Source organism: Variovorax sp. J2P1-31 (assembly GCF_030317215.1).
Classification (GTDB): domain Bacteria; phylum Pseudomonadota; class Gammaproteobacteria; order Burkholderiales; family Burkholderiaceae_C; genus Variovorax.
In genome coordinates this window covers 1,674,552-1,690,508 of sequence record NZ_JASZYA010000002.1, presented here as the reverse complement: position 1 = coordinate 1,690,508, position 15,957 = coordinate 1,674,552, and the positions used below count along the sequence as shown (strand labels likewise).

Below are 15,957 nucleotides of genomic sequence, written 5' to 3'. Positions count from 1 at the left end.
CATGACCTATCAGGCAGATCTCTTCAGGGGCAAGCGCGCGCTGGTGTCGGGCGCGACGCAGGGCATCGGTGCCGTCATCGCCAACCACCTGGCCGCGCTGGGCGCGCAGGTCACGGCCATCGGGCTGGGCAACGGCGACGGCACGCTGGATGCGGCCGTCGAGGTCAAGCAGGCCGACGTGACCTCGGCCGAGAGCGTCGAGGCGGCGCTCGCGCCCATCGAGCGGCTGGACATCGTCTTCAACTGCGCCGGCATCATCCAGCGCGGCGCCGAGCACGACCTCGAAGTCTTCGAGCGCGTGCTGGCGGTGAACCTCACCGGCACCATGCGGGTGTGCGGCGCCACGCGCGCGCGGCTCAAGGCCAGCGGCGGCTGCATCGTCAACACGGCATCGATGCTGAGCTTCTTCGGCGGCGGGCTGGTGCCGGGCTATGCGGCCAGCAAGGGCGGCGTGGCCCAGCTCACCAAGTCGCTGGCCATCGCCTATGCGGCCGACGGCATCCGCGTGAACGCGGTGGCGCCGGGCTGGATCGCGACGCCGCTCACGCAGGCGCTGCAGGACGACCCGGCCCGCGCCGGCCCGATCCTCGCGCGCACGCCGCTGGGCCGCTGGGGCACGCCCGACGACGTGGCGCGCGCGGCGGTGTTCCTGTGCACGCCGGCCGCGGCCTTCATGACCGGCGTGATCCTGCCTGTCGATGGCGGCTACATGGTCTCCTGAGCGCGCGGGGCCGCGGAGATAATCGCGCGGCCCTTCGCTCACCTCCCTTCTTCCTTCCTCCCATGCCTGCTCTCCGGTCTCCCGCTGCCACCGCCACGCCCGTCTCGGCGCAGGTCGCGGGCACCGCATCGTTCTCCAAGTTCATGCACGTGCTGCAGCTGGTGGCCGATGCACAGGAACCGGTCAACGTCGCGGCCTTGATGCGCGCCAGCGGCTATCCGCGGCCGACCGTGCACCGCATCGTCGCGGCGCTGATCGCCGAGCGGCTGCTGGTGGAGAACGAACGCAGCGGCATGCTCGCGCTGGGCCCGCGGCTGATCCAGCTCGCGAGCCGCAGCTGGGGCCGCTCCGAACTGCGGCTGGCCGCGGTCGACGAGCTCAAGCGCCTGCGCGACCTCACGGGCGAGACCGTGCACCTCGCGGTGCCCAACGGCAGCAGCATGGTCTACATCGAGAAGCTCGAGAGCCCGAGCGCGGTGCGCATGAGCTCGCGCATCGGCACCAGCGTGTCGCTGCACGCCACGGCCGTGGGCAAGGCCTACCTGGCGGCCCTCGACGAGGCCGCGCTGGCGCCGCTGCTGCAGGGCCTGCCGCTGCCGCGCTACACCGCGAACACCGCCACCGACCTCGATGCGCTGCGCGCGCAGGTCGCGCTCACGCGCACGCGCGGCTGGTCGGTCGACAACGAGGAGAACGAGGCCGGCATCTTCTGCTTCGGCGCCGTGATCCGCGGCGGCACGGGCGCGCCGGTGGCGGCCATCAGCGTGAGCACGCTGGTGTTCCGCCAGAAGGACGATCCCGAGCAGGCCTATGTCGCGCCGCTGCTCGAGGCCTGCCGCGCGATCTCCGAGCGCATCGCGCAGACGCCGGCGCTGTCGGCCGCGGACATCCTCTAGCTGCGCGAACGCGGCGCCGACACATAGGCGCCCGACTCGAACAGCTGCGCCTCGGCCTGGTCGATGCGCCGGACCACCGGCTTGCCCGCGCGGCTGGCCAGCATCTCCACCAGCGCCTCGGCCACCGCCACGCCGGCCGCGATCGAGGGGAAGAACGACGGACTCTGGATCGCGAAGAGCAGGGTCTCGTCGGCCATCAGCGCGAGCGGCGAGGCCAGGCTGTCGGTGATCGCCACCAGCTTGCAGCCCGCGGCCTTGGCCGCCTGCGCCACCTGCACCGCCTCGCGCGAGTAGGGCGCGAAGCTGGCCACCACCAGCGCGTCGCCCTTGGCGAAGGCGCGCTGCTGCATCTCGAGCGAGCCGCCCTGGCCGTCGACCAGGTGCACGCTGTTGCGGAAGAGCCGGTACACGTAGACGAAGGAGAAGGCGATCGGGAAGCAGGCCCGGAAGCCCGTGGCATGCACCGCGCCGGCCTTCTCCAGCAGCGCGCAGGCCTTCTCCAGCGCGGCGCCGCTCTGGCGGTGCGTGGCGTCGAGGTTGCGGCGCTGCACCTCGAACATCTCGCCGGCCAGCGTGTGGTCGGCCGCGCGGCCGACCAGCGCCTTGGCGCGCGCGCCGTAGGCGTCGGAGCCCAGGCCCATGTCCGAGGCCACCGCCTCCTTGAACTGCGGCCAGCCCGCATAGCCCAGGTGCTGGGCGAAGCGCACCAGCGTGGCCGGCGTGCTGCCGGCACGTGTGCCGACGGTGCGCATCGAGCTGGTCACCACGTCGTTGGGATGGTCCAGCACATGGCGCGCGACCTGCTGCAGCGCGGGGCTGAGGTCGGCGAAACGCTGGAGGAGGTCGGCTTTCACGCCCATGGTCTTTCCCTTGTGCTTGGAACGAATGTGCCGGCTGGAACACGGCTGTTCCAGATTGTGCTTGACGGAACAAATGTTCCAAATCAGAATCGGCCGGCACATTGGTTCCAACGGAGTTTCCTGTCTTGACGCACGTCTTCCACCGCCATCTCCACCAGACACCGCCGGTCGCCGTGTCGGCCCAGGGCCTGCAGATCCGCGACGCGGCCGGCCGCACTTATCTCGACGCCTCGGGCGGCGCGGCCGTGTCCTCGCTGGGCCACGGCCATCCCGACGTGATCGCCGCCATGCACGCGCAGGTCGATGCGCTGGCCTATGCCCACACCAGCTTCTTCACCACCGGGGTGGCCGAGCAGCTGGCCGACGAACTGGTGCGCACCGCGCCCAAAGGCATGGAGCACGTCTACCTGGTGAGCGGCGGTTCGGAGGCGGTCGAGGCGGCGCTCAAGATGGCGCGCCAGTACTTCGTCGAGATCGGCCAGCCGCAGCGCACCCACTTCATCGCGCGGCGCCAGAGCTACCACGGCAATACGCTGGGCGCGCTGGCGGTGGGTGGCAACGAATGGCGGCGCGCGCCCTTCGCGCCGCTGCTGGTGCCGGCCACGCATGTCGCGCCCTGCTATCCCTACCGCGAGCAGCGTGACGACGAGACGCCCGCGGCCTACGGCCAGCGCCTGGCCGAGGAGCTCGAGGCCGCCATCGTGGCGCAGGGACCCGAACGCGTGATCGCCTTTGTGGCCGAGACGGTCGGAGGCGCCACCGCCGGCGTGCTGACGCCGGTGCCCGGCTACTTCAAGGCGGTGCGCGAGGTGTGCGACCGCCATGGCGTGCTGCTGATCCTCGACGAGGTGATGTGCGGCATGGGCCGCACCGGCACGCTCTACGCCTGCGAGCAGGAGCAGGTGGTGCCCGACCTGGTGACCATCGCCAAGGGCCTGGGCGGCGGCTACCAGCCGGTGGGCGCGGTGCTGGCGCAGCGCCGCATCGTCGAGGCGATGTCCGGCGGCAGCGGCTTCTTCCAGCACGGCCACACCTACCTGGGCCATCCCGTGGCCTGCGCGGCGGCGCTGGCCGTACAGCGCGTGATCCACCGCGACGGCCTGCTGGCCAGGGTGCGCGCGGAGGGCGAGGTCTTCGGCGGACTGCTGCGCGAGGCGCTGGGTGCAGAGGCGTACGTGGGCGACATCCGCGGCCGCGGCTTCTTCTGGGGCGTCGAGCTGGTGGCCGATCGCGCCGCGAAGACGCCCTTCGACCCGGCGTTGAGGCTGCACGCACGCATCAAGCAGGAGGCGATGGCCCAGGGCCTGCTGTGCTACCCCTTCGGCGGCACCGTGGACGGCCGCCGCGGCGACCACGTGCTGCTGGCGCCCCCCTTCGTCGCGCAGCGCGCCGAGCTCGCACGCATCGCCGAGCTGCTCGCGTCGTCGATCGCCGCCGTCATGCGTTCGCCCGACGTGCCGGCCGCGCGCTGAGTTTTTCCTTTCGCCTTTTCTTCTTCAACCTTCCTCGAGGAGCTTCGCCATGCCCGTCCCGTCCGTCTTTCGCCTGTCGGTCCTGAATGCCTTGCTGCTGCTCGGCGCCGCCGCGCTGTGGCCTGTCGCCGCGGTCCAGGCCCAGGAGGGCGGCACGCTGGCCAAGATCAAGGCCACCGGTGCCATCACCTACGGCTACCGCGAATCGTCCTTCGGCTTCTCCTACCTCGACGCCAACCTCAAGCCCGTGGGCTACAGCATCGAGATCTGCAACCGCATCGTCGAGGCGGTGAAGACCGAGCTGCAGCTGCCGGCGATCGACATCAAGTACCAGGCCGTCACCTCGGCCAACCGGATTCCGCTGGTGGCCAACGGCACGGTGGACATCGAGTGCGGCTCCACCACCAACCTGGTCGAGCGGCAGAAGCAGGTGGCCTTCTCGCCGGACATCTTCCGCTACAACGTGCGCATGCTGGTGCGCGCCGATTCGGGCATCCGCAGCATCGCCGACCTGCAGGGCAAGACGGTGGTCACGACCACCGGCACCACCTCGTTCCGCCTGCTGCGCGAGGCCGACAAGGGGCGCAACCTCGAGGTCAACAACCTGGGCGGCAAGGACCATTCCGACTCCTTCCTGCTGGTGGAGAGCGGCCGTGCCCAGGCCTTCGTGCTCGACGACATCCTGCTCGCGGGCCAGATCGCCAATGCACGCAACCCCAAGGACTTCATCATCACCGGCGAGAGCCTGCGCACCGAGAACCAGGCGCTGATGCTGCGCAAGGACGATCCGGAATTCAAGGCGCTGGTGGACCGCGTGGTCGGCGGCATGATGAAATCCGGCGAGATGGAGAAGCTCTACAACAAGTGGTTCACCTCGCCCATCCCGCCGAAGAACATCAACATCAACTACCCGCTCAATGCCGAGACGAAGGAGGCTTTCGCCAACCCGTCGTCCAAGGGCATCTGAGCCTTCCCCGCCTCACTTCATGACCCGCATCGCCCTGATCCACGCGCTCGCCCATTCCGTCGAACCCATCAACGCCGCGTTCGCGCGCGACTGGCCCGAGGCCCAGCGCATGAACCTGCTGGACGACAGCCTGTCGGCCGACCTGGCCCGCGGCGGGCAGGGCCTGGACGCCGCGATGCACGAACGCTTCCAGCGGCTCGCGCAGTACGCGGTCGACACCGGCGCGCAGGCCATCCTCTTCACCTGCTCGGCCTTCGGGCCGTGCATCGAGGCGGTGGCGCGCCGGCACGCCGCGCTGCCGGTGCTCAAGCCCAACGAGGCGATGGTGGCGGAGGCCGCTGCGGGCGAGGGCCGGCTGGGCCTGGTCTCCAGCTTCGCACCGACGCTGGTCTCGATGCCGCCGGAGTTCCCTGCGCGGGTCGAACTCGACACGGCCCTGGCCGAGGGCGCGCTCGAGGCGCTCAACCGCGGCGACGAACCGGCCCACGATGCGCTGGTCGTGGCGCAGGCCCTGGCGCTGAAGGCGCGCGGCTGCCGGCGCATCGCGCTGGCCCAGTTCAGCATGGCGCGCGCGCGTGCGGCCTGCGAGGTCGCGACGGGCCTGCCGGTGCTGACCACCGTCGACAGCGCGGTGCGGGCTTTGCGGGCACGACTGGCCTGATCGCCCCCGTGGGCGGCTGTCTGAACGCCAGCTGACTTGAGGGGTCGCGATAATCCTGCTCTTTGCCAACAGGAGTACGCGTGGACATTGTTTTGCTGGTCAAGGCCGCCATCATGGGGATCGTCGAGGGCCTGACCGAGTTCCTGCCGATCTCGTCGACGGGCCACCTGATCCTCGCCGGGTCCTTGCTGGATCTGCACGGCGACAAGTTCAAGGTCTTCGACATCGCGATCCAGACCGGCGCGATCTTCGCGGTGATCTTGGTCTATTGGCAGAAGATCCATTCCACCGTCGTGGCGTTGCCGCGCCAGGCCAAGGCACGGCGCTTCGCGCTCAACGTGTTCATCGGCTTCCTGCCGGCGGTGGTGCTGGGCCTGCTGTTCGGCAAGGTCATCAAGGCGCACCTGTTCATCCCGACCGTGGTGGCCACCACCTTCATCGTGGGTGGCTTCATCATCCTGTGGGCCGAGAAGCGGCCGCCGGGCTCGATCCGCATCGAGAGCGTCGACGACATGACGCCCTGGGACGCGCTCAAGGTGGGCCTGGTCCAGTGCTTCGCGATGATCCCGGGCACCAGCCGCAGCGGCTCGACCATCATCGGCGGCATGCTGCTGGGCCTGAGCCGCAAGGCCGCGACCGACTTCTCCTTCTTCCTGGCCATCCCCACGCTGATCGGCGCCGGCGTCTACAGCCTCTACAAGGAGCGCGCGCTGCTGTCCACGGCCGACATCCCGCTGTTCGCGGTCGGCCTGCTGTTCTCCTTCCTGAGCGCCTGGCTGTGCGTGCGCTGGCTGCTCAAGTACATCAGCACCCACAACTTCGTGCCCTTCGCCTGGTACCGCATCGCCTTCGGCATCGTGGTGCTGGCGACCGCGTGGAGCGGCGTGGTGGTCTGGGCCGACTGACGAGGGCTCAGCGCCCCGCGCGCTGCCGCTTCGCTTCCTGCGCCAGGAAGCGGTAGAGCTTGGGATCGTCCGCATAGCCCACGTTGAAGCGCAGCCAGGGCGTGGGCCGCAGGTCGGTGCGGAACAGGTCGCCCGGCGCGAGCAGGAAGCTCTCGGCGATGGCACGCTGCGCCAGCGCGCGCATGTCGACGTCGTCGCGCTCGAAGCGCGCCCACAGGAAGGGGCCGCCGGCCGGCCGCGTGAAGAGCTGCATGCCCGCGGCCTCCAGCCGGTCGCACACCGTGCGCTGCGCCGCCTGCAGGCGCTCGGCCAGCCGCGCCACGTGCGCGCGGTAGCGTCCCTCGACCAGCACGCTGTGCAGCAGCCGCTCGGTGAGTTCGGAGGAGGTCAGGCTGTTGACCATCTTCTGCAGGATCATCTTCTCGGCGAACTCCTCGCTGCAGGCCACGAAGCCCACGCGCAGCGCCGGTGACACGGTCTTGGAGAAGCTCCCCACATGGATCACGCGCCGCAGCCGGTCGAGGCTGGCCAGCGGCGTGGCCGCGCCGGGCGGCTCCAGCCCGGCCATCACGTCGTTGTCGACGATGTGGAAGTCCAACTGCTCGGCCAGTCGCAGCATCTGGTAGGCCACGGCCGGCGTGCACTGGCTGCCCGTGGGGTTGTGCAGGTTGGTGGTGGTGAAGAAGGCCTTGGCGCCGTGGCGCTGCGCCAGCGCCTGCAGCGCGGCCAGGTCGGGCCCGTCCGCGGTGCGCTCCACGCCCACCAGCTTGAGGTCGAGCGAGCGCAGCATCGCGTAGAGGTTGGTCGAGCCGGGCTCGTCGACCAGCACCACGTCGCGCGGCTGCAGCAGGCAGCGCGCCACCAGGTTCAGCGCCTGGGACGCGCCGTGCGTCAGCACGATCTGGTGCGGCGCGGTCTCGATGCCCTGCTGCGCGAGCAGCGTCTGGATCTGCTGGCGCAGCGGCAGGTAGCCGTAGGGCGTGCCGTAGTTCGCCAGGCCGGCCGCCGACTTGCGCGACAGCGCGGCCAGCGCGCGCCGCACGCCGTCGACGTGCAGCATTTCGGGCGGGATCCAGCCGCAGCCGGCGTTGAGCAGCGTGCGGTCGTCCTCGTAGACATGCTTGAGCAGCCACAGCGAATCGACCGAAGTGCGGCCCAGGAAGGGCTTGCGCCGCGTGGCGGCCGAGCGCTCGGCCTGCGCCACGTAGTAGCCGCTGGCGCGCCGTGCCTCGACCTGGCCTTCGGCCACCAGGCGCTGGTAGGCGTTGGTGACGGTCATGGTGCTCACGCCGCAGTCGGCGGCGAGCGCGCGCACCGAAGGCAGCTTGTCGCCGGGCTTCATCGCGCTCGAGGCGATCTGCGCCTGCAGCGCCTCGTAGACCTGGCGAACCAGCGGGATGGACAGCGAAGGATGGACGGTGATCACGGCAGGGGTGTGCACGGTTCGTGTGCATGAAAAGGCCCCAACACGGGGCCGAGACGATGGAGAGCGCGCGACTGTTCTACTACAGAAGAGTTGAACTGTATATATGCATTTGACCGGTCGGATGCCCCAATGGAGCCCTCGCCGCCGCCAGCCTTCGCGCTGTCGGCATCGCGTTCCCTGTTCCATCCCTTCCAGGAAGTCACATGCCATCGCAGCCCTTCTCGCCTTCGCCGGCCCGCCCGGCAGCCACCTTGTCGCGCCGCCTTGCCCGGTGGGGTGCCGCCGCATTGCTGGCCGGCGCCGCCATCGCGCCGGCCATGGCGCAGACCAGCACGCTCAAGATCATTCCGAGCAGCAACATCACCGTGCTCGACCCGATCTGGACCACGGCCTACGTGACGCGCAACTTCGGCTACATGGTGTACGACACGCTGTTCGCGACCGACCTCGAAGGCCACATCAAGCCGCAGATGGTCGACAAGTGGAAGGTCTCCAGCGACAACAAGACCTGGACCTTCACCCTGCGCGAGGGCCTGGAGTTCCATGACGGCAAGCCCGTCACCAGCGAGGACGTGGTGGCCTCGCTCAAGCGCTGGGCCAGCCGCGACACCTTCGGCGCCCAGCTCGCCAAGGTGACCGAGCGCTACGACACGCCCGACGCCAAGACCTTCTCCATCGTGCTCAAGGAGCCCTTCGGCCTGGTGCTCGAAGCGCTGGGCAAGCCCTCGTCGAACGTGCCCTTCATCATGCCCAAGCGCATGGCCGACACCTCGGGCGACCTGCAGGTCAAGGAGTCGATCGGTTCCGGCCCCTACGTCTTCAAGGCCGACGAGTTCCGCCCCGGCGAACGCGTGGTGTTCACCAAGAACATGCGCTACAAGCCGCGCACCGAGGCGCCCTCGGGCACGGCCGGCGGCAAGAAGGTGTACGTGGACCGCGTCGAGTGGCTCATCATCCGCGACGCGCAGACGCAGATGAATGCGCTGCTCAACGGCGAGGCCGACATCCTCGAGCAGCCGGCCTTCGAGCAGTACGCCACGCTGCGCACGAACCCCGACATCCAGCTGGTGGACGCGCAACCCGCGGGCAACCAGTTCATCCTGCGCTTCAACTTCCTGCAGCCGCCCTTCAACAACGAGAAGGTGCGCCGCGCCGCGCTGCTGGCGCTGGGCCAGGAGGCTTTCCTGCGCACCCAGGTGGGCACGCCCGGCCTCACGCGCTACTGCAAGAGCATGTTCCCCTGCGGCACGCCCTTCGAGTCGGAGCAGACCGGCGACTACACCGGCATCGCCAACCCGCAGAAGGCCAAGGCATTGCTCGAGGAGGCCGGCTACAAGGGCGAGCCCGTGGTGCTGATGCGGCCCACCGACAACCCGACCATCGGCAAGCTGCCGCTGGTGGCCAAGCAGCAGCTGGAGCAGGCCGGCTTCAAGGTCGACATGCAGTCGATGGACTGGTCCACGCTGGTGGCGCGCCGCGCCAAGAAGGACGCGCCCGCGGCCGGCGGCTGGAGCGCGTTCATGACCTCCTGGACCGCCTCCGACATCCTCAACCCGATCACCATGGCGATGATGAACGCCACCGGCGACAAGGGCTGGTTCGGCTGGCAGAACGACCCGAAGCTCGAAGAGATCAAAGTCCAGTTCGCGCAGGCCAAGACCGAGGCCGAGAAGAAGAAGTTCGCCCAGGCCGCGCAGTTGCGCGCCTTCGAGACCGCCTCGCACGTGCCCGTGGGCCAGTACAACCAGCCCGCCGCGGTGCGCAAGAACGTGAGCGGCCTGGTGCCGGCCGGCGCGCAGGTGTACTGGAACATCAAGAAGCAATAAGCCCATGCTGACCTTCCTCGGCAAGCGCCTGCTCGCCACGCTGCCGGTGCTGCTGGTGGTGGCGATCGCGATCTTCATGATCGTGCGCCTCACGCCCGGCGACCCGGCGGCCGTCATCGGCGGCAACAGCGCCACCAACGAAGACCTGGACCGCATTCGCGTGCAGCTGGGCCTGACCCGCCCGCTTTGGGAGCAGTTCGCGATCTGGGGCCGGGGCGTGCTGCACGGCGACCTGGGCTTCTCCTTCTTCCTGAACAAGCCGGTGACCGAGCTCATCGGCCAGCGCATGGAGCCCACGCTCTCGCTGGCCGGCGGCACGCTGCTGCTGGCGGTGCTCATCGCGCTGCCACTGGGCACGCTGGCCGCCTGGCGCATGGGCGGCTGGCTCGACAAGGCCGTGATGGCGTTTTCGGTGGCCGGCTTCTCGGTGCCGGTGTTCGTGGTCGGCTATGTGCTGATCTACCTGCTGGCGATGAAGCTGCAGTGGTTCCCGGTGCAGGGCTACCGGCGAATCGGCGACGGCCTGGGGCCGTGGCTGATCCAATTGGTGCTGCCCTGCCTCACGCTGGCCATCACCTATGTGGCGCTGCTGTCGCGCGTGACGCGCGCCGCGGTGAGCGAGGCGCTGACCGAGGACTTCATCCGCACCGCGCGCGCCAAGGGCATCACCGAGCTGCAGGTGCTCTCGCACCACGCGCTGCGCAACGCGGCGGTGCCGGTGGTCACGGTGATCGGCGTGAGCGCGGCGCTGCTGCTGGGCGGCGTGGTGGTCACCGAGACGGTGTTCGCGATTCCCGGCCTGGGCCAGCTCACGGTCGACGCGGTGCTCAACCGCGACTTCCCTGTGCTGCAGGGCGTGGTGCTGTTCTTCGCCGTGGTGTATGTGGCCGTCAACCTGCTGGTGGACCTGAGCTATCTCTTCATCGACCCGCGCATCCGATACTGACATGAAACCCACCCCCGACGCGCCTTCGGCGCCTCCCCCTCGAGGGGGCGCACCCAGCGGCCTGGCAGAGCCAGTTCCGCGGGTGCTCCGGCATCGGCCGCGCCAGCTTCATGCCATGCGGGCGGCGCGCAGCGCAATGGACAACCGATCATGAATAACTTTCAAAGACTCTGGCGCAACACCGCCGTGCGCGGCGGCGTCGTCGTGCTGGTGGGGCTGGCGCTGCTGGGCGTGTTCGCGCCCTGGCTCGGCACCTTCGATCCTTCGGTGATGGACCCGGGCTTCGTCTCGGTCGGCGCCGGCACCGCGGGGCAGGTGACCATGCCCGACGGCGCGCAGTTCGCCCACACCTTCTGGATGGGCAGCGACAGCGTGGGCCGCGACGTGTGGAGCCGCGTGCTCTACGGCACCCGCATCTCGATGACCGTGGGCCTGTTCACCGCCTTCGTCGCCATCGCCTTCGGCTGCCTGCTGGGCATGCTGGCGGGCTATTTCCGCGCGGTCGATGCGGTGCTGATGCGCGTGATGGACGGCGTGATGGCCATCCCCGCCGTGCTGCTCGCCATCACGCTGGTGGCGGTGCTGGGTGCCAGCCTGCCGACGGTGATCCTGGCCATCGCGGTGCCCGAGGTGCCGCGCGTGACCCGGCTGGTGCGCGCGCTGGTGATGAGCCTGCGCGACGAGCCCTTCGTGGAAGCGGCGCGCGCGCTGGCCACGCCCGACATCACGATCCTCTGGCGCGACATCCTGCCCAACGCGCTGGCGCCGCTGATCGTGCAGGGCACCTTCATCGCGGCCTCGGCCGTGCTGACCGAGGCCATCCTGAGCTTCCTGGGCCTGGGCCTGCCCTCGGACGTGCCGACCTGGGGAAACATCATGGCCGAAGGCCGCGTGCAGTTCTCGCAGAGCCCCGGCAACGTGCTGTTCCCCGCACTGTTCCTGGTGCCCACGGTGCTGGCCATCAACATGCTGGGCGACGGCCTGCGCGACGTGCTCGACCCCAAGTTCTCCAAACGTGTGTGAGGCGCCGATTCCATGACTGATTCCAATCCAGGCGCCGCCATCCTCGAGGTGCGCGGCCTGCAGGTCGCGCTGCCCGCCGACGCCGACCGGCCGCATGCCATCGAACAGCTCGACCTGCGGATCGCCGCCGGCCGCACGCTGTGCATCGTGGGCGAGTCCGGCTCGGGCAAGTCGGTGCTGGCCACCACGGTGATGGGCCTGCTGGCCAAGGGCCTCACGCTGAAGGCGGGCCAGGTGCTGCTGTCCGGCGAGAAGCTGGTCGGCGACGGCCGCTTCATCGCCGACAAGCGGCTGCGCCAGTTGCGCGGCACCGGCATGGGCATGGTGTTCCAGGAGCCGATGACCGCGCTGAACCCGGTGCTCACCTGCGGCGAGCAGGTCGACGAGCTGCTGCGCACGCACACCGCGTGGGGCGCGGCCGAGCGCAAGGCGCAGATCCTCGCGATCTTCGAGCGCGTGCGGCTGCCCGACCCGGCGCGCATCCATGCGAGCTACCCGCACCAGCTCTCGGGCGGGCAGCGCCAGCGCATCGTGATCGCGATGGCCATCATCCTCAAGCCGCGCCTCCTGATCTGCGACGAGCCGACCACCGCGCTGGACGTGACCACGCAGGCCGAGATCCTCAAGCTCATCGCCGAGCTGCAGGCCGAGCAGGGCAGCGCCGTGCTCTTCATCACGCACGACATGGGCGTGGTGGCCGAGATCGCCGACGAGGTGATGGTGATGCACCGCGGCGTGCTGGTGGAGCAGGGCGCGTGCGACCAGGTGCTGCGCAACCCGCGCGCGGCCTACACCCGCATGCTGCTCGATGCCGTGCCCGGCATGACGCCGCCGCCCGCGCGCGCGCTGCCCGGCGGCCCGCCGCTGCTGGCCGGCACCGGCGTGGGCAAGGTCTACACGCGGCGCGACTGGCTCGGCCGCGCGAAGCACAACACCGCGCTGCAGGACGCCAGCGTGGCGGTGCACCGTGGCGAGACCGTGGGCGTGGTGGGCGAGTCGGGCTCGGGCAAGTCGACCTTCGCGCGCTGCATGATCCGGCTGATTTCGCCCAGCGCGGGCAGCATCCTCTGGGGCGACGCCGAGGTGCGCGAGCTGCCCGAGGGCCGGCTGCGGCCGCTGCGTTCGCGGGTGCAGGTGGTGTTCCAGGACCCCAACCGCTCGCTGAACCCGCGGCGCACCGTGGGCTCGTCGATGGTCGAGGGCGCGATGAACTTCGGCATGGGCCAGCGGCAGGCACGCCAGACCGCCGAGGAACTGATGGACCGCATCCAGCTGCCGCGCACCGCGCTCGAACGCTACCCGCACCAGTTCTCCGGCGGCCAGCGCCAGCGCCTGGCGATCGCGCGCGCCATCGCCTGCCAGCCGCAGGTGCTGGTGGCCGACGAGGCGGTGTCGGCGCTCGACGTGTCGGTTCAGGCGCAGATCCTCGACCTGCTGCGCGAGATCCAGCGCGACCTGGGGCTGGGCATTTTGTTCATCACGCACGACCTGCGCGTGGCGGCGCAGCTGTGCGACCGCGTGATCGTGATGAACCAGGGCCGCATCGTCGAGCAGGGTGCCACGGGCCAGGTCTTCAACGCGCCGGCCAACGACTACACGCGGCGGCTGCTGGCGGCCGCGCCGCGCGCCGAACTCGCGACGAGCGCGCGGTGAAGGCAGGGCCTGCCCGGCGTGCAGCCGTCGACGACCCGGCCTGGCGCCACGCCTTCGCGCAAGGGCGGCGCGACATCGCGGGCGCGGCGATCGGCACCCTGGCCATGGGCCTGGTGGCGGGCGTGGCCATGGCCAAGAGCGGCGTGGGGCTGGGCGTGATCCTCGCGATGTCGCTCTTGGTCTTCGCCAGCGCCTCGCAGCTGGCCTGCCTGCCGCTGATCGCGGCCGGCGCGCCGCTGTGGGTGATCGTCGCGACCGCCTGCGTGCTCAACCTGCGCTTCGTGGTGTTCAGCGTGAGCTGGCGGCGCTACTTCGGGCACCACCGCCGTTCGCAGCGCATGCTGCTGGCCTACCTGGCGGGCGACCCGGTCTATGCGCAGTTCGTGCAGCGGCATCCGCAGCCGCCGGCCGCGGGGCAGGCCACGCCGCAGCAGCAGGGCTACTTCCTGGGCCTGGCGCTGACCAACTGGGCCGCCTGGCACATCGCATCGCTGGCCGGCATCTTCCTGGCCGATGCGATTCCCGCGGCCTGGGGCCTGCGCTTCATCGGCGTGCTGGCCCTGCTGGCGCTCGCGCTGCCCATGCTCACCGACCGCGCGGTGCGCTGCTCGGCCCTGGCCGCGGGCGCGGTGGCGCTGGCCACGGCCTCGTGGCCCATGGGGCTCAACGTGGTGGCGGCCATCGCCACCGCCGTCGTGGCCGGCACCTGGGCCGACCGCCGCTGGAGCCCGCGCTGATGCACCTCGGGCACGCGCTCTATGTGTGGCTGGCCGTGGGCGCGCTGGTGGGCGTGACGGTGCTCACGCGCAGCTTCTTCCTGCTGCCCGACGGCGAGCCGAAGCTGCCGGGCTGGCTGTGGCGCGGGCTGCGCCATGCGCCGGTCGCGGCCCTGCTCGCGATGGTGGTGCCCGACGTGTTCCTGAGCAACGGGCGCCTGCTGTCCGACTGGCACGATGCGCGGCTCTTTGCCGTGGGCGCCGCATTGGCCTACTACCTCGTTCGGCGAAACGACGTGGCCGGGACGATCCTGGTCGGCACGGGTACGCTGATGCTCTTGCGGCTCGGCTTCGGCTGGCCCTGACATGGTTATTTTTTTGAAGCGATATTGGAGAAAGACAGATGACGCTGGCAATGCGCTGGGATGAATGGTCCGCACACGACGGGATCGGGCTGGCCGAACGGGTCCGCAAGGGCGAGGTCTCGGCGGCCGAACTCGCGGCGCAGGCCGCGGCCGGCATCGCGAAGGTGAACCCGCAACTCGACGCAGTGGTCGAGGTGTTCGACGACGTGGTGGCCGATCCGCTCAAGGACGGCATGAACCCCGCAGGCGTGTTCGCGGGCCTGCCCTACCTGATGAAAGACCTGGGGCCCACGCTCAAGGGCCGGCTGCAGGAATTCGGCTCGATGATCATGCAGGGACACCGGCCCGCGGCCGACAGCTTTCTCACGCAGCAACTGCGGCGCGCCGGCCTCAACATCGTGGGCCGCAGCACCACGCCCGAGTTCGGCGTCTGCAGTTCGGTGGAGAACGCGCTGCATGTCACGCGCAACCCGTGGGACCTGGAATACACCACCTGCGGTTCCTCGGCCGGCACGGCCGCGGCGGTGGCGGCCGGCGTGCTGCCGTTGTCGCATGCCACCGACGGCGGCGGTTCGATCCGCATCCCCGCGGGCGTGAACGGCAACATCGGCCTCAAGGTGTCGCGCGGCGTGTTCTCGCTGGCGCCGAACCTGTCGGACCTGTCGGGCCTGGTGTCCATCCAAGGCTGCCACAGCCGCACCGTGCGCGACACCGCGGCCTTCGTCGACCACTGCCGCGGCGGCGCGCCGGGCGAGTTCATGCCCTTCTGGTCGCCGGCCGAGCCGTACAGCGAGCTCATCCAGAAGGACCCGGGCCGGCTGCGCATCGCGCTGTCGCACGAATGGGGCGACTTCCGCGCCACGCCGCATTTCGTGGCCGAGCTGACGCGCGTGGGCCAGTTCCTCGAAGGGCTGGGCCACCATGTCGAATGGGCGCTGCCCGCGGTCGACTTCCAGGGCGCCTTCGCCGCACAGACCACCTGCTACATCAGCAACTTCGCGCAGGTCATCGACGGCCACCTGCACCGCCTGGGCCTGGCGCGCCCGCCGGCCGAACTGCTGGAGCCGATCAACATCAAGATCTGGGAAGCGGGGGTGCACACCTCGTTCTCCGAGCGTTCGAAGATGCAGGCGGTGTTCAACACCACCTCGCGCGCCTTCGGCCAGTTCTTCCAGGACTGGGACATCATCCTCACGCCGATCACCGCGCTGCCCACGCCCCGCGTCGGCACCAGCGAGTACCTGACGACCAGCACCAACCCCTCGGTGCACGACTGGTTCGCCAACCTCTGGCAGAACTTCGCGTACACGCCGCTGGCCAACCTCTGCGGCATGCCGGGCATCTCGCTGCCGATGGCGGCGCAGGAGAACGGCCTGCCGCTGGGCATCCAGGCGCAGGCCGCGCAGGCCAACGACGGCCTGCTGCTGCAGCTGGCGGCGCAGATCGAGCGCGCGCTCGACGGGAAATGGAACGCAGGCCGGCGGCCGGGCGTGCACGTCACCCAGGCCTGAGCCGAACAG

General features: G+C 70.0%; 15 protein-coding genes. 13 read left to right on the top strand and 2 right to left on the bottom strand.

The window, feature by feature from the left end:
* The first annotated feature begins 1 nt into the window (after nucleotide 1).
* Both QTI20_RS19070 and QTI20_RS19065 read left to right on the top strand, forming a co-directional pair.
* Nucleotides 2–721 (top strand): SDR family NAD(P)-dependent oxidoreductase, encoded by a 720-nt coding sequence (locus tag QTI20_RS19070; protein WP_286553127.1) that lies wholly within the window; start codon nucleotides 2–4, stop codon nucleotides 719–721.
* Nucleotides 722–783: 62 nt separating this feature from the next.
* Nucleotides 784–1,617 (top strand): IclR family transcriptional regulator, encoded by an 834-nt coding sequence (locus QTI20_RS19065; protein ID WP_286553125.1) that lies wholly within the window; start codon nucleotides 784–786, stop codon nucleotides 1,615–1,617.
* On the opposite strand, the gene QTI20_RS19060 is transcribed toward QTI20_RS19065, so the two are convergent.
* Complete coding sequence (locus QTI20_RS19060) at nucleotides 1,614–2,477, bottom strand: MurR/RpiR family transcriptional regulator (protein WP_286553123.1); 864 nt, start codon at nucleotides 2,475–2,477, stop codon at nucleotides 1,614–1,616. The two genes, QTI20_RS19065 and QTI20_RS19060, sit on opposite strands and share 4 nt — an antisense overlap.
* Before the next feature lie 125 nt (nucleotides 2,478–2,602).
* Here QTI20_RS19060 and QTI20_RS19055 point away from each other — a divergent pair, with 125 nt between their 5' ends.
* The 4 genes from QTI20_RS19055 (at nucleotide 2,603) to QTI20_RS19040 (ending at nucleotide 6,482) form a co-directional block, all read left to right on the top strand.
* A complete protein-coding gene (locus QTI20_RS19055) occupies nucleotides 2,603–3,949 on the top strand; it encodes an aspartate aminotransferase family protein (protein ID WP_286553121.1) in 1,347 nt (448 codons plus the stop codon).
* Nucleotides 3,950–3,998: 49 nt separating this feature from the next.
* Nucleotides 3,999–4,916 (top strand): amino acid ABC transporter substrate-binding protein, encoded by a 918-nt coding sequence (locus QTI20_RS19050; RefSeq protein WP_286553120.1) that lies wholly within the window; start codon nucleotides 3,999–4,001, stop codon nucleotides 4,914–4,916.
* 19 nt (nucleotides 4,917–4,935) lie between these two features.
* Nucleotides 4,936–5,577 (top strand): aspartate/glutamate racemase family protein, encoded by a 642-nt coding sequence (locus QTI20_RS19045; RefSeq protein ID WP_286553118.1) that lies wholly within the window; start codon nucleotides 4,936–4,938, stop codon nucleotides 5,575–5,577.
* Between the two features lie 80 nt (nucleotides 5,578–5,657).
* Nucleotides 5,658–6,482 (top strand): undecaprenyl-diphosphate phosphatase, encoded by an 825-nt coding sequence (locus tag QTI20_RS19040; RefSeq protein WP_219209607.1) that lies wholly within the window; start codon nucleotides 5,658–5,660, stop codon nucleotides 6,480–6,482.
* A gap of 7 nt (nucleotides 6,483–6,489) precedes the next feature.
* On the opposite strand, the gene QTI20_RS19035 is transcribed toward QTI20_RS19040, so the two are convergent.
* Nucleotides 6,490–7,923 carry an aminotransferase-like domain-containing protein gene (locus QTI20_RS19035; RefSeq protein WP_286553117.1) on the bottom strand — a complete coding sequence of 478 codons (1,434 nt, stop codon included), beginning with the start codon at nucleotides 7,921–7,923 and terminating at the stop codon, nucleotides 6,490–6,492.
* 188 nt (nucleotides 7,924–8,111) lie between these two features.
* On the opposite strand from QTI20_RS19035, the gene QTI20_RS19030 reads away from it, so the two are divergent.
* The 7 genes from QTI20_RS19030 (at nucleotide 8,112) to QTI20_RS19000 (ending at nucleotide 15,948) form a co-directional block, all read left to right on the top strand.
* Nucleotides 8,112–9,734 (top strand): ABC transporter substrate-binding protein, encoded by a 1,623-nt coding sequence (locus QTI20_RS19030; RefSeq protein ID WP_286553116.1) that lies wholly within the window; start codon nucleotides 8,112–8,114, stop codon nucleotides 9,732–9,734.
* A gap of 4 nt (nucleotides 9,735–9,738) precedes the next feature.
* Entirely contained in the window at nucleotides 9,739–10,680 is a 942-nt protein-coding gene (locus QTI20_RS19025) for an ABC transporter permease (protein WP_286553114.1), read from the top strand.
* A 150-nt stretch (nucleotides 10,681–10,830) separates the two neighbouring features.
* On the top strand, nucleotides 10,831–11,703 hold the full coding sequence (locus QTI20_RS19020) for an ABC transporter permease (protein ID WP_286553113.1): 873 nt from the start codon (nucleotides 10,831–10,833) through the stop codon (nucleotides 11,701–11,703).
* Between the two features lie 12 nt (nucleotides 11,704–11,715).
* Entirely contained in the window at nucleotides 11,716–13,356 is a 1,641-nt protein-coding gene (locus QTI20_RS19015; protein WP_286553112.1) for a dipeptide ABC transporter ATP-binding protein, read from the top strand.
* The gene (locus QTI20_RS19010) at nucleotides 13,353–14,093 is read left to right on the top strand and encodes an AzlC family ABC transporter permease (protein WP_286553111.1); all 741 of its coding nucleotides are present in this window, start codon (nucleotides 13,353–13,355) and stop codon (nucleotides 14,091–14,093) included. The genes QTI20_RS19015 and QTI20_RS19010 overlap by 4 nt, the downstream gene beginning before the upstream one ends.
* Nucleotides 14,093–14,437 (top strand): AzlD domain-containing protein, encoded by a 345-nt coding sequence (locus tag QTI20_RS19005; RefSeq protein ID WP_183028865.1) that lies wholly within the window; start codon nucleotides 14,093–14,095, stop codon nucleotides 14,435–14,437. The genes QTI20_RS19010 and QTI20_RS19005 overlap by 1 nt, the downstream gene beginning before the upstream one ends.
* A gap of 38 nt (nucleotides 14,438–14,475) precedes the next feature.
* Nucleotides 14,476–15,948, top strand: a complete 1,473-nt coding sequence (locus tag QTI20_RS19000) for an amidase (protein WP_286553109.1) — start codon at nucleotides 14,476–14,478, stop codon at nucleotides 15,946–15,948.
* Nucleotides 15,949–15,957 lie beyond the last annotated feature (9 nt).

Coding starts and splice junctions, on each gene's coding strand:
- QTI20_RS19005 (WP_183028865.1), top strand. CDS start 14,093: ATGCACCTCGGGCACGCGCTCTATGTGTGGCTGGCCGTGGGCGCGCTG.
- QTI20_RS19000 (WP_286553109.1), top strand. CDS start 14,476: ATGACGCTGGCAATGCGCTGGGATGAATGGTCCGCACACGACGGGATC.
- QTI20_RS19015 (WP_286553112.1), top strand. CDS start 11,716: ATGACTGATTCCAATCCAGGCGCCGCCATCCTCGAGGTGCGCGGCCTG.
- QTI20_RS19065 (WP_286553125.1), top strand. CDS start 784: ATGCCTGCTCTCCGGTCTCCCGCTGCCACCGCCACGCCCGTCTCGGCG.
- QTI20_RS19045 (WP_286553118.1), top strand. CDS start 4,936: ATGACCCGCATCGCCCTGATCCACGCGCTCGCCCATTCCGTCGAACCC.
- QTI20_RS19030 (WP_286553116.1), top strand. CDS start 8,112: ATGCCATCGCAGCCCTTCTCGCCTTCGCCGGCCCGCCCGGCAGCCACC.
- QTI20_RS19070 (WP_286553127.1), top strand. CDS start 2: ATGACCTATCAGGCAGATCTCTTCAGGGGCAAGCGCGCGCTGGTGTCG.
- QTI20_RS19020 (WP_286553113.1), top strand. CDS start 10,831: ATGAATAACTTTCAAAGACTCTGGCGCAACACCGCCGTGCGCGGCGGC.
- QTI20_RS19050 (WP_286553120.1), top strand. CDS start 3,999: ATGCCCGTCCCGTCCGTCTTTCGCCTGTCGGTCCTGAATGCCTTGCTG.
- QTI20_RS19025 (WP_286553114.1), top strand. CDS start 9,739: ATGCTGACCTTCCTCGGCAAGCGCCTGCTCGCCACGCTGCCGGTGCTG.
- QTI20_RS19060 (WP_286553123.1), bottom strand. CDS start 2,477: ATGGGCGTGAAAGCCGACCTCCTCCAGCGTTTCGCCGACCTCAGCCCC.